This is a genomic window from Paractinoplanes globisporus DSM 43857, assembly GCF_000379645.1.
GTDB lineage: Bacteria > Actinomycetota > Actinomycetes > Mycobacteriales > Micromonosporaceae > Actinoplanes > Actinoplanes globisporus.
Window position 1 is genome coordinate 20706 of the sequence record NZ_KB903323.1, and the last position, 12475, is coordinate 33180.

General features: G+C 71.6%; 10 protein-coding genes. 3 read left to right on the plus strand and 7 right to left on the minus strand.

The window, feature by feature from the left end; translation table 11 throughout:
- Window positions 1-37: 37 nt before the first annotated feature.
- The 3 genes from lexA to A3CQ_RS0135090 all read right to left on the minus strand — a co-directional run bounded on the left by lexA (window position 38) and on the right by A3CQ_RS0135090 (window position 3006).
- On the minus strand, window positions 38-655 hold the full coding sequence (gene lexA, locus A3CQ_RS0135080; RefSeq protein ID WP_020515630.1) for a transcriptional repressor LexA: 618 nt from the start codon (window positions 653-655) through the stop codon (window positions 38-40).
- Between the two features lie 67 nt (window positions 656-722).
- Window positions 723-1838, minus strand: coding sequence for a mannose-1-phosphate guanylyltransferase (locus tag A3CQ_RS0135085; RefSeq protein WP_040433606.1), 1116 nt, complete (start codon window positions 1836-1838; stop codon window positions 723-725).
- A 19-nt stretch (window positions 1839-1857) separates the two neighbouring features.
- Window positions 1858-3006: a glycosyltransferase family 4 protein gene (locus A3CQ_RS0135090; protein WP_026206552.1), complete on the minus strand. Its 1149-nt coding sequence runs from the start codon at window positions 3004-3006 to the stop codon at window positions 1858-1860.
- Between the two features lie 160 nt (window positions 3007-3166).
- Here A3CQ_RS0135090 and A3CQ_RS0135095 point away from each other — a divergent pair, with 160 nt between their 5' ends.
- Window positions 3167-3892, plus strand: a complete 726-nt coding sequence (locus A3CQ_RS0135095; RefSeq protein ID WP_026206553.1) for a TIGR03089 family protein — start codon at window positions 3167-3169, stop codon at window positions 3890-3892.
- 207 nt (window positions 3893-4099) lie between these two features.
- Here the strand turns inward: A3CQ_RS0135095 and A3CQ_RS0135100 are convergent, their stop codons facing one another.
- Window positions 4100-6031, minus strand: coding sequence for an acetoacetate--CoA ligase (locus A3CQ_RS0135100; protein WP_040433607.1), 1932 nt, complete (start codon window positions 6029-6031; stop codon window positions 4100-4102).
- A 290-nt stretch (window positions 6032-6321) separates the two neighbouring features.
- Here A3CQ_RS0135100 and A3CQ_RS55165 point away from each other — a divergent pair, with 290 nt between their 5' ends.
- Window positions 6322-8508 (plus strand): hypothetical protein, encoded by a 2187-nt coding sequence (locus tag A3CQ_RS55165; RefSeq protein WP_157296722.1) that lies wholly within the window; start codon window positions 6322-6324, stop codon window positions 8506-8508.
- A gap of 216 nt (window positions 8509-8724) precedes the next feature.
- On the opposite strand, the gene A3CQ_RS0135110 is transcribed toward A3CQ_RS55165, so the two are convergent.
- Genes A3CQ_RS0135110 through cofD form a run of 3 tightly spaced genes read right to left on the minus strand, consistent with a single transcriptional unit; the run spans window position 8725 to window position 11320 of the window.
- Complete coding sequence (locus A3CQ_RS0135110; protein WP_040433609.1) at window positions 8725-9297, minus strand: NUDIX hydrolase; 573 nt, start codon at window positions 9295-9297, stop codon at window positions 8725-8727.
- Entirely contained in the window at window positions 9294-10367 is a 1074-nt protein-coding gene (locus A3CQ_RS0135115) for a coenzyme F420-0:L-glutamate ligase (protein WP_020515637.1), read from the minus strand. The genes A3CQ_RS0135110 and A3CQ_RS0135115 overlap by 4 nt, the downstream gene beginning before the upstream one ends.
- Window positions 10364-11320, minus strand: a complete 957-nt coding sequence (gene cofD / locus A3CQ_RS0135120; protein ID WP_020515638.1) for a 2-phospho-L-lactate transferase — start codon at window positions 11318-11320, stop codon at window positions 10364-10366. Before cofD ends, A3CQ_RS0135115 begins: the two co-directional genes overlap by 4 nt.
- 113 nt (window positions 11321-11433) lie before the next feature.
- Between cofD and A3CQ_RS57995 the strand changes: the two genes are divergently transcribed.
- Window positions 11434-12447 carry a hypothetical protein gene (locus A3CQ_RS57995; RefSeq protein ID WP_063713637.1) on the plus strand — a complete coding sequence of 338 codons (1014 nt, stop codon included), beginning with the start codon at window positions 11434-11436 and terminating at the stop codon, window positions 12445-12447.
- Window positions 12448-12475 lie beyond the last annotated feature (28 nt).

Genomic DNA, 12475 nt, shown 5'->3' on the forward strand with positions numbered 1-12475 from the left:
CCGGCGATTTAACAAGACGTACGTACGGTTTGTAAATCTAGATGTGACGGATGACCGTGACCACCTTGCCGAGAATGACGGCGTCGTTGCCGGGGATCACGTCGTAGGACGGGTTGCGGGGGACCAGCTCGACCCGGCGGCCGTCGGTGCGCAGGACCTTGACCGTGGCCTCCTCGCCGATCAGCGCGGCCACGATGTCGCCGCTGTCCGCCGAGGGCTGCTGGCGGACGATGACCAGGTCACCGTCGCAGATGGCGGCGTCGATCATCGAGTCGCCCTGGACGCGGAGGGCGAAGAGCGTGCCGTGACCGACCAGGCTCTGGGAGAGGGTCAGCTCGTCCTCGACCTGCTCCTCGGCCAGGATCGGGGTGCCGGCGGCGATCGCGCCGAGCACCGGGATGCGGATGTCGGTGTCTGATCGGCCGCCCTTGTCGTCGGCGAGCGCGACCGCGCGGGAGCCGCGGGCGTCGCGCCGCAGATGGCCTCGCTCCTCGAGGACCGTGAGCTGGTGGGCGACCGAGGACGGCGAGGCCAGGCCGACCGCGGCCGCGATCTCGCGCATGGTGGGCGGGTAACCGTGCTGGTCGACCCACTGGCGGATCATCGTGAGGATCTGCTGCTGGCGTGGCGTGAGCTCCGGCGATGGGGAAGCCATGCGGTGACGATACTACATTTCTCGATCATTTGTGCTAATCGACCGCGAACGGGTGACGAAGCGGTCGTCAGATGTAGCTCAGCTCGCCCGAGTCCTTGAGCTGGTCGACCAGCTGCTTGACCTCCTGCGCCCGGTCGCGCGGGCAGACCAGCACGGCGTCGGGGGTGTCCACGATGACCAGATCGCGGACGCCCATCGCGGCCACCAGCCGACCGGTCGTCGGCACGACCACGAGGCCCTCGGTCTCGTGCAGCAGCACGCCCGGCTTCGAGTCGTCGTTGTGACCCACGACCACGTTGCCGGCCTGGTCGGAGGCGAGCACCTCGCCGAGCGTGTGGAAGTCGCCCACGTCGTTCCAGCCGAAGTCGCCGGGGACCGTGCCGACCCGGCCCACCGTGGCCGCGCCCTCCATCACCGCGTAGTCGACCGAGATGCGCGGCAGCGTCGGCCACACCTCGCCGAGCACCTCCTCGCGGGCCGGCGAGTCCCAGGCCTGGGCGATCCGGGAGATGCCGGCCGCGAGCTGCGGCTGCTGGCGGGACAGCTCGGAGAGGAAAACGTCGACCCGCCAGACGAACATGCCGGCGTTCCACAGGTAGTTGCCGGATTTCACGTAGCTCTCGGCCACGTCGTACGACGGCTTCTCCTTGAACTCCTCGACCGCCATGACCGGGCCGTCCCCGATCGCCGACCCGCACTCGAGATAGCCGTACCCGGTCTCGGGGCGGGTCGGGGTGATGCCCAGGGTCATCAGCAGTCCCTGCCGGGCGCCGGCGATCGCCTGCTGGATGACCTCGGTGAACTGCGCCTTGTCGGCGATCAGGTGGTCGGAGGCGAACGAGCCCATCATCGCCTCGGGATCGCGGCGGGCGATGACCGCGGCGGCCAGCGCGATCGCCGCGCAGGAGTCCCGGGGGGACGGCTCGACCAGCACGTTCTCGTCGGGGACGGTGGAGAGCTGGCGGGAGACGGCCGCGGCGTGGGCCACCCCGGTCACCACGAAGATCCGTTCGGACGGAGCGAGCAGGTCGAGACGGTCGACAGTGGCCTGCAGCAGAGACCGGTCGGTGCCGGTCAGCGGGTGCAGGAACTTCGGGTGGCCGGCTCGGGAGAGCGGCCAGAGACGTGTCCCGGTGCCGCCGGCCAGCACGACGCCGTACAGCGCACCCCAATGCTCAGTCATGCGCACAGAGTGTAGTGGCTCACGCGGCCGCGACTCGTTTCCACGTCGTGACATGTACGTCCGCGCTGGACGCCCAGGTGAACTCTTTGGCCCGGTCGAAGCCGGCTTTCGCCAAGGTCAGGCGGCGCTGCTCGTCGTGCAGCAGATCGGCCAGATCGGAGGCGATGCGGTCGGGGTCCTCCGTCGTGTACGCCACCGCGTCGCCGCCGACCTCGGGCAGGGACAGCCGCGGCGTGGTCAGCACCGGCGTGGCGCAGGCCATCGCCTCGAGGATCGGCAGCCCGAAGCCCTCGCCGAACGACGGGTAGCAGGCCACCAGGGCGCCGCCGAGGAAACCGGGCAGGTCGGCGTAGCGCAGATAGCCCGGGCGCAGCAGGCGCAGGTGGGACGGGACCTCGGCGACCGCGCGGTCGATCTCGTCGTCGTGGCCCTGGCCGCCGGCGAGCACCAGCGCCGGCGGGTGCGGCCAGTCGGCCACCGCGCGGGCCCAGCCGCGGATCAGGTTGGGCACGTTCTTCCGCGGTTCCTTGGCGCCGAGGAAGGCCACGTAGCCCGAGTCGCCGAGGCCGAGGCGGGCGCGGACGCGAGCCTTCTCCTCCTCGGTCGGGGCGTGGAAGGCGGCCGGGTCGACGCCGTGGTAGGCCACGTCGATGCGGGTCGGGTCGGCGTCGAGCAGGCGGATGAGCTCGTCGCGGGTCGCCTTGCTCGGCACGATCACCCGGGCGGCCCGGCGCAGCGACGTCTTGATCGCGCTGCGGAAGAAGGTGCGCTTGGTGTTGTCGTAGTGCTCCGGCTCGGTGAAGAACGTGGCGTCGTGCACGGTCACGGTCACCGGGCAGCCGGCCCGCAGCGGGCAGGTGTAGAACGGCGAGTGCAGCACCTTGGCGCCGACCTGCTGAGCCAGCAGCGGCAGCCCGGTCTGCTCCCAGGCGAGCCGGGCGGGCCGGTGCGCGACGGCGGCGGGCCCGGCGATCACCTCGGCGTCACCGAGCATGCGGCTGTAACGCTCCGCATCCGAACGCTGTGCCACGACGGCCAGGTCGACCCGGTCGGAATCCATCCGGCCGAGGGCGCCGAGAAGGCCGTCGACGTATCTGCCGACGCCTCCCCGATCAGCGGGGACGCTGGTGGCGTCGACGAGCACTCGCGGGGGGCGACCGGCGGTCACGAGGCAACTCCCAAAGAGGTTGTAATTCAGACCACTGGCAAGCCTACGCCCGGAATGCATCGGGCATGTGACCGCGACACCGCCTGATTCGAAGCGTTTCCGGGAACTCATCGCCCGTTCAGGATTGGTTACGCAGGGTGACGCCGTTATCGTGGATCCGGTGTTCACCACGATCCCGGCCGCGTTTTCCGACGTTGTGCGGCGCGACCCCACGGCACCCCTGCTGACCTGGTACGACGACGCCACCGGCGACCGCACCGAGCTGTCCGGCGCGACCCTGGACAACTGGGTCTCCAAGACGGCGAACCTGCTGATCGACGGCCTGGGCCTGAGCGGCGGCGACACCGTCGCGGTGCTGCTCCCGCCGCATTGGCAGACCGCGGCGATCGCGCTGGGCGCCTCGGCGGCCGGCCTCGCGGTCGCCTTCCCGGGCCGCCCGCAGCCGGTGGACGCCCTGTTCGCGACCCCTGCGCTGGCGGGCGAGTCGGCCGAGTGGGCCGCCGTCGACCGGTACGCGACGGGGCTGCTGCCGCTCGCTATGCCGCTGCGCGAGGTCCCCCCGGGTTTTGTCGACTATGTGACAGAGGTGCGCAACTACGGCGACCACTTCGCCGGCGCGCCCGTCACCCCCGACGACCGCGCGCTGGCCGGCCCGGTCGAGCTCAGCCACCTGGCCGTCATGCGCACGGCCACCGAGCGGGCCGCCGAGCTCGGCCTCACGACCGGCGACCGAGTGCTGATCGACACCCGCGCCTACCCCGACCCGATCGACTGGCTTTTCGCCCCACTCGCCGCCGGCGCGTCGCTGGTGCTCTGCGCCAACCTGAACCCCGCCAAGGTCGATGCCCACACCACCGCCGAAAAGGTGACCGTCGCCCTGACTTAGAAGTCTCCTGATGGGTTCGGCGCGCTCGTCACCGTTGCCGACCGCCTTTCGTCGCGATGGTCTGCGTCGCGGCCTATCACGGTGGGCGACATGCGGCCAATGCCGGTGACGCGGGCCGCCGTGCGGATCTCGCCGCCATCTTGTCGGCAAGACCACGTGTTCGCTGCGCTCAGAAACTCAGCCGGCGACCCGAAACGGATCCGCGACTCAGTGGTGGCGCTCGCGGGCGAGTTCCTCGAAGGCGGTCAGCGACTCCGGATTGGCGAGCGCGCCCTTGGCCGCCGCCGACTCGACCGGGGTGCCGGTGAGGATGCGCTTGACCGGGACCTCGAGTTTCTTGGCGGAGAGGGTGCGGGGCACCGCGCGTACCTGATGAATCTCGTCCGGGATGTGGCGCGGGGAGAGGGCCGTGCGGAGCTCGCGACGGATCTTCGCGGTCAGGTCGTCGGTTAGGTCGGCGCCGTCGGCGAGGACGACGAAGAGCAGGAGCTCGCCGTTCGGGTTGTCGTCCTGCTCGAGGTGGACCACGACCGAGTCGGCGATCTCGGGAAGGCCCTCGACGACCGAGTAGAACTCGGCGGTGCCGAGGCGGACGCCGCCGCGGTTGAGGGTGGCGTCGGAGCGGCCGGTGATCACGCAGGTGCCGTCGGCGCCGATCGTGATCCAGTCGCCGTGCCGCCAGACGCCGGGGAAGACGTCGAAATAGGCCTCGCGGTAGCGCTTGCCGTCCGGGTCGTTCCAGAAGCCGACCGGCATGCTCGGCATCGGCGCGGTGATCACCAACTCGCCGAGCTCGTCGATCACGGAGCGGCCGGACGGGTCGTACGCCTCGACCTTCGCGCCGAGGCAGCGGCAGGCGATCACGCCCTCGATGACCGGGTGCAGCGGCGAGGCACCCACGAAACCGGTGCACACATCCGTACCCCCGGACAGCGATTGCAGCTGCAGCCGCGTGCCCACCGCCTCGTAGACCCAGTCGAAGCCCTCGGGCGGCAGCGGCGCGCCGGTCGAGCCGATCGCCCGGAGGCCCGGTTTGTCCGGCGTGAGCCCGGCCTTGCGGCACGCCATCAGGAAGGGCGCCGACGTACCAAAATACGAAATTTCTGCTTCGTCGATCAGATTCCACAAGGTGGACATGTCGGGGAAGCCCGGATTGCCGTCGAAGAGCACGATCGAAGAGCCCACGGCCGGGGCGCTGACCAGGAAGTTCCACATCATCCAGCCGGTCGTGGTGAACCAGAAGAACCGGTCCGACGGCCCCAGGTCGTGGTGCAGCGCCAGGATCTTGAGGTGTTCGAGCAGGATCCCGCCGTGACCGTGGACGATCGGCTTCGGCAGCCCGGTCGTCCCCGAGCTGTAGAGCACGTAGAGCGGATGATCGAACGGCACCGCCTCGAAGGCCATCGGTTCGTCGCCGGACAATTCGGACCAGTTGCCCGCTTCGGGGTCGAGGTAGCCAATGGTGATCACGTGTTCGATCGAGGGGATCTTGCCGGTGATCTCGGAAATTTCGGTCGTGCGCGAAATCGCCTTGTCGCCGTATTTGTACCCGTCGACCGCCACCAGCAGCTTTGGCTCGATCTGGCCCCATCGGTCGATCACGCTGCGACTGCCGAACTCGGGCGCGCACGACGAGAAGATCGCGCCGAGGCTCGTGGTGGCAAGCATCAGCACGTAGGTCTCCGGGATGTTCGGGGCATAGGCGGCAACCCGGTCACCCTTGCCGACACCGCGGGCCTTCAGCCCGGCACGCACGCGCCGCACCTGGTCGCGCAGCTGCCGCGCGCTCAGCTTGATCGGCTCGCGACTTTGCGAGTACGCGTGGACGACCGTGTCCTCGTCGTCGCGCCCCGGCATGCGCAGCACGTGCTCGGCGTAGTTCACGGTCGCGCCCGGGAACCATCTCGCCCCCGGCATGGTCGCGTCGGCGAGCACGGCCGTCGGCGGGTCGTGGCTGATGACCTCGAAGTAGTCCCAGATCGACCGCCAGAACCCGTCGAGGTCGTTGACGGACCACTCCCACAGCTCGGCGTAGGAATCAAACGAGCGTCCACGGTCGGAGAGCCAGCGCAGATAATCCCCGATGCGGGTGGTCTCGCGAACGTCGGCCGGCGGTTCCCACAGCACTGTGCCCGTCATGCACCAACCTTAACTATCCTTCAGCCCGCGCCTTTCTGGATCAGAGCCTCTCGGAACCGGCACGGGTCGTCCATGTCGTCCGGCACCACAGGCGGGACGTCTCGCGAGTTGGCCGGCCACATCGACCGCCGTTCCGCTGGCCGATCGGCCGTCAACTGTGCCCGCCCGGCCGAACCGATCTGACGCAGGTGCTGGTGCAGTCGGTCAGGAAGGCCACGTTGCGACCCGCGCCGGTCGACTTGCCCGGCGCGGGTAGCGTCCTGGAGACAGAGCCACCCGGGGAGACAATGTTGCGCCACATCAGGTCGATCCTGTATTCGCTCGTCCTGGCGCCGGCCGCCTGGGTGCTGACCGGCGTGGGACTGACGAGCGACCTGACCGCGCGTGGCCGCGACGGCTTCGAGCTGGAGAACCTCACGGGTCTCCTGCTTCTGCTGCTGGCCGGCGCCGCGTACGGAATCCTGGTGCTGGCCCCGATCTCGCCGGCGGGTCCGCTGCTGGCCGGCGTCGTCTATCTGGCGATCTCGTCGTGGGCGCTGCTGTCGCCGTCGGCCTACGCCGACGTCTGGCCGCACGCCGTGGCCAAGGACGGATTCGACCTCTCTCGTCCGGGCTATGGCCTGGCCGCGCTGCTTGCGGTTCCTTTGATCTGTACGGCGTTGAGCGCGCGCCGCTGGGAGAAGTACGTGCCGCCCGTCCTGCCCCTGATCGGCCAGATCGGCGGGTTCCGGGGAGCGGCCGCCGCCTACGGCACACCCCTCGCGGCGGCCCCGACCACGGTGATCGGCCGTCCGCCCGGCTTCCCGTCGTCGCTGTCTACCGCCGACCCCGACTCGACCACCGTGCTCCGCCACCCCGCCGACTCCACCACCGCCTTCGTGCCCGGGGAGCCGCGGCGGCAGTCCGGCCTGGCGCTGCTCCGCCTCATCGACGACGAAGACGACCCCACCATCGACCGCGCGGGCCCACTCCACCTGCCGACACTCACCCCCACCGACGCCGTACGCCCCGACGAGCCCACGGTCGTAGTCATCGAATCCGGCGACGAGCACGTCGAGGCGGACGACGACGATGTGACGGTCGTCGTGATCGAGGCCGAACTCCTGGAGCCCGCCGTCAACGAGGAGCCCACGGATGCGGTGACCGCCTCCGGTGAGGAGCCCACCGACGCGGTGGTCGACGCCGAAGACCAGCCCACCGAAGCAGTCGCCGACTCCGACGAGGAGCCGGCCACGGACGCGGTGGTCGACGCCGACGACCAGCCCACCGAAGCAGTCGCCGACTCCGACGAGGAACTGGCCGCCGACGACGTGCGGGCGGCGGCCGAGGCTCCCATCGCGGACCTGACCGAGCCGGGCGAGGAACAGCCCGACGACGAGCCGACCGCTGCCGTCGACGAACCGGCCGCGGCGGATGAGTCGACCCCGGCGGATGAGTCGGGCGCGGCGTTCGACGAGTCGGTCCGGGCCGTCGATGAGCCCGAGCCCGATGCGGCGACAGAAGACGAGACCACCGCGTTCGTGGCTGCTGAGCCCGAGCCGGAGCCGGCCGTCGCGCAAATCGACGCGGAAGGCGAGGCGTCGGAGCCCGTCACCGACGAAGCCCCGGCCGACGACGAGCCGACCGTGGCGGCGATGGCGGACGACGGCTCGGCGGAGGAGGAGTCGGAGGACGAGCACGGAGACGCCGAGGACGAGGCGGCCGTCGTGGTTCCGATCGCGGTGGCGGACCGGACCGAGGTGATCCGGCTTCCGGTGACGGACAACGGGGACAACACGCAGGTAGTGCGGTTCCCGGTCGGTGACGGCGGCGATCGCACTCAGGTCGTGCGGCTGCCGGTGACGAACGACGGCGAGCGCACCCAGGTCCTGCGGCTTCCGGTGGGCGACGCGGCCGACCGCAACCAGGTAGCCAAGCCGCCGGTCGGCGACAGCGCCGAGGATCGCACGACCGTGCTCCCGTTCCCGGCGGCCGATCAGGACGAGAAGACCCAGGTCATCAGGCTGCCGCTGCCGCCGGGGGACACGCCGCAGGTGCTGCGCTTCCCGGTGCGTTCCCCCGGCGCCGAGCCCGGCACGCGAACCCGCGACCTGTCCAACCGCGCCACCGGCGACATCGGCGGCGACGAGACCCAGGTGATCCGCCTGGCCGGCAAGACGGTCGACGACGAGAAGACCCAGGTGATCCGCCCGGCCCTGGTGACCCGCCCCGGCGAACGCAGCGACGTGCTGGCCTTCCGCCCGCCCGCCCCACGCGACGAGGCCCCGATCTCCATCGCCGACGCCGAGGCCCCCAACTTCGCCGACGACCCCACCAGCCCGATCATCCTGCCCACGGCCCACCACGACGACGACCCGGCCGAGTCGCACCAGCGCACCATGACCGTCATGAACATGGAACGCCCCCCGGACGACAACGCCGACGACACCACCCACCTCGAAATCCCCACCCAGCGCCGCCCCCAAGACGAGCCCTGACCCAGCGGGGTCCAGGTCGGCGGGGTCCGGGCGGGCCGCTCGACCGCCGGGTCGTGCGCGGGTCGGGTCGGTCGCCGGGCAGCCGGGGCGTCGGCCGACTTGAGCCAGGCGACGCGAGCGTGGGGCGAGGCGGGCGTCAAGCCGCGTGGGCGTTAGGCGAGGCGGGCAACAAGCTGCGTGCGCGTCAGGCCAGACGGGCGTCACGCCGCGCGGGCGTCAGGCGAGGCGGGCGAGGGCCGGCGGGATCTGGCGGGCCGTGGCGGAGGCCAGCGGGGACGGCAGGGCGTCGGGGCGGAACCAGCCGAGGGCCGCGGACTCGTCGCTGACGCGTTCGGTGGCGCCGGGCGGGCACCGGAGCACGAAGCGCACGTCGTAGTGGGTGGACGCGGTCGCGGGCGTGCCGTCGCCGGCGCCGCAGCGGACATCGTGAACGTCGACGTCGATCGGAACCGGGTCGAGGAGCAGGCCGTCGATGCCGGACTCCTCGGTGGCCTCGCGCAGCGCCGCGGCGGCGAGCGTGGCGTCGCCGGGCTCGCAGTGGCCGCCCAGCTGCATCCATTTGCCCAGGCGGCCGTGCAGGCAGAGCAACACCCGCCCGGAACCGTCGACGATCAGCGCGCTGGCCGTGACGTGCCCGGGCCGGTGTGCCCGGGTCATCGCCTCCGGGCCTACCGCCAGCAGCTCCAATGCGCCCTTGCGAGCCAGGTCGCCCTCCTCGGTGGTGGCCTCCCACTCGCTCAGCACCCGCACCGCGTCCGCGAACAGCCCGCCGCCCAACTCGCGGCTCATGGGGTGGGCGCGGGGGAGAGACCGGAGAGGCCGAGGCGGATGCCGTCCTCGTGGGGGAGCACCACGGACGCGATCGACTCGGCGGCCAGAGCGGCGCGCAGGCGATGGGCGTCGGCGCCCAGGCGCATCAGGCTCGGCGGGTCGGTGTCGCGGGCGGCCAGGTGCAGCGCGGCGGTGGCGCCGTTGTGCGGGAGGACCTCGGCCTGGGCCACGGTCGTCGTGCGCGACAGCACGTCGGCGACCGCGGCCAGAGCGCGTTCGATCGCCTCGGGATCGACCGGGAGGCCCGGCAGGTGGGTCTCACTGCCCTCGGAGAGCTGGGCGGCCTCGAGCAATCCGGTGGCCCGGGCCTCGGCCGTCCCCAGGCTGAACATGTCGCTTGCCGCATCCCGCAGCAGTGCCGCGGCGCCAGTGGTGGCGGGAGCCGCCGAGCGGAAGCCGCGGACGACGGCGACCGGCACCTGGTCGCTCTTGCCCTTGACCAGTTCGCCGGCGGCGGCCAGTTCGTCGATGACGGCCATCTGGGTGATCTGGAGCTCGTTGCCGTAGGGGTCGGTCTCGCCGCGGTGGTCGCGGAAGGGGTCGATGCCGGCGGCGCCCAGGGCGACGTCGGTCAGGCCGTTGCGCCAGGTGCGGCCCATCGTGTCGGAGATGATGACAGCGACCTCCAGGCCACGGGCCAGGAAGCCGTCGCGCAGGCGGCGGGCCGAGGCGTCGGGGTCGGCCGGCAGCAGGACCAGGTGGGTCTTGTCGACGTTCGACGCGTCGATGCCGGCGGCGGCCATCACGAAGCCGTGGTGGGTCTGGACGATCGTGGTCGGGCCGCGGCGGGCCACCACCCGGCGGGTCTCCGAGACCAGGACGGCGGCGCGGGCCGCGTCGCGCTCGGGGCCGTCGGCGGGGACCTCGACGAGGCGGCCCTCCGATTTCGAGACGATCTTGCTGGTGACGACCAGCACGTCGCCGTCGGCCAGCCAGGGCGCGGCGCTGGCGATGAGCTCGACCAGGTCGTCGCCGGGGGTGACGTCGCCGATGCCGCGGACCGGCCGGATCTCGAGGCCGTCGATCACGCGACACCGGCCAGGGACAGCGCGTCGGCGACCATCTGGGCCGTCGCCTGCTCGGAGGTCATCCAGAGGGGGACCGCCCGGGTCGGCACGCCGGGGACCGTGGTGCCCTCGTCGGCGGAGTCGACCAGCCAGCCGTCCAGGAGGCCGTTGTCGGTACGGGCGCCGTAGAGGGCGCCGACGCCGGCCGCGGTCACCTCCACGCCGAGGGTGGCCAGGCACTTGTCGGCCATGCCGCGGATGGGGGAGCCGCCGATGATGGGGGAGACGCCGACGACCGGTGCGGGGCCGCCGGCGACCGCGTCGCGGATCGGGTCGACCGCGAGGATCGGGGCGATGCTGACGACCGGATTGCTGGGGGCGAGCAGTACCACGTCGGCCGCGGCGATCGCGTCGACCACCCCGGGGGCCGGCTTGGCCGCGTCGGCGCCGACGAACACGAAGCGATGGGTGGGCAGGTCGCCCCGGTAGCGGACCCACCACTCCTGGAAGTGGATCGCCTTGCGCTCGCCGTCGACGTCGACCACGACGTGCGTCTCGAGCCGGTCGTCGGTGGCCGGCAGCAGCGTGAGCCCGGGTTTCCACCGTTCACACAGAGCGGCCGTCACCTGGGACAGCGGATAGCCGGCGGTGAGCATCTGTGTGCGTACGAGATGGGTGGCGGTGTCTTTGTCGCCCAGGCCGAACCACGACGGCTCGACGCCGTAGGCAGCGAGCTCCTCCTTGACCACCCAGGTCTCACCGACGCGACCCCAGCCCCGCTCGGGGTCGTGGGCGCCGCCCAACGTGTACATCACGCTGTCGAGGTCGGGGCAGATCTGCAGGCCGTGCAGGCGCACGTCGTCGCCGACGTTGACCACCGCCGTCACATCGGCGCCGATCGCCCGGGCATGGGCGCGCACGCCGACAAGGAACTTGGCACCGCCGATGCCACCGGTAAGGACCACGATCCGCATGAGGTTCATCCTCCCGCACGGGTATGACAGAACGGCTCGCCGGGTATCGGGTGCCCCATGCGAGGGCGGTCTACGCTGGGCCGACCCCACCCATCGTCCGTCAGGGAGAAACAGTGACCAGCCAACCGCAGCCCGTGCCGGGCGAGGTCAAATCGGCCGGCCAGTACCTTCGCCCGCTTCGCGACCTCGCGGCCTACGCCCTGGTCGGTGCCGCCGGAATCTTCATCTTTCTGGCGATCGTCGATCTGATCCCGGATGGAGCGGGTCAGTTCGGCTTCCGCACGCAGGGGAGCTTCGGCGGCTTCATCAACCTCGAGACGATCGGCTTCCCGATCGCCGCGGTGCTGCTCGCGCTGCTGGTCCAGCCGCGGCACCCGAAGGCTCAGCTGATCGTCGTGATCGCCCTCGTCGAGTACGCGGTGATGGCCCTGTTCGGCGTCCTGTTCGGCGTGCTGATCGGCCTGATCAACGAGGCCGACCACAACGGCGCCCGCAGCGCGCTCGAGGGCCTGCTCAGCCGGGTCGCCTGGCTGGCGGTGTTCGCGGTCGCGGCGTACGCGGTCTTCCAGATCTGGCGCAACCTGTTCTACACCCCGCGACCGAAACCGCAGGCGCCGCCGCCGGGCGTGTACGGCCAGCCGCAGTACGGCCAGCCGAGCGCGTACCCGGGCCAGCCGGGCTACGGCCCGCCGCCCGGTCAGCCCACGCCGGGCCAGCCCGGGTTCCCGCCGCCTCCCGGCGGCTACCCGCCCCCGCCGCCCCCGGCCGGCCAGCAGGGCTTCTCCCCAGGCGTGTACGGCCAGCCGGCCGCACCCACGTGGAACCAGCCCGCCGTGCCGATCCCGAACCCGGCCCAGCCCACCCAGCCGGTCCCGCCCGGCCCGTACGCCCCGCACCCGGGCTCGCCGACCTCCGCGGTCCCGGCCTCGGGCGCGCCCGCTCCGGCGGCACCGCCGCCGAGCTCACCGGCCGGAACGACCTATCCGGCCGCGGGAACGACGTATCCGCCGGTCGAGCCGACCCAGCCGGTCCCCTCGGCCGGGGCGGAGACCGACGACCGCACCCAGATGCTGGGCGACGAGCGCCCCGGTTTCGGCCCCGCCGATCAGGATCCGCCCCGCCAGTAGCACGCCGGTCCCGGGCGTGCGCCGTGTC

What these genes read in the sequence shown, in the direction of transcription:
- lexA (WP_020515630.1), bottom strand. Translation starts at nt 655, where the DNA reads ATGGCTTCCCCATCGCCGGAGCTCACGCCACGCCAGCAGCAGATCCTC.
- A3CQ_RS0135085 (WP_040433606.1), bottom strand. Translation starts at nt 1,838, where the DNA reads ATGACTGAGCATTGGGGTGCGCTGTACGGCGTCGTGCTGGCCGGCGGC.
- A3CQ_RS0135100 (WP_040433607.1), bottom strand. Translation starts at nt 6,031, where the DNA reads ATGACGGGCACAGTGCTGTGGGAACCGCCGGCCGACGTTCGCGAGACC.
- A3CQ_RS0135110 (WP_040433609.1), bottom strand. Translation starts at nt 9,297, where the DNA reads ATGAGCCGCGAGTTGGGCGGCGGGCTGTTCGCGGACGCGGTGCGGGTG.
- cofD (WP_020515638.1), bottom strand. Translation starts at nt 11,320, where the DNA reads ATGCGGATCGTGGTCCTTACCGGTGGCATCGGCGGTGCCAAGTTCCTT.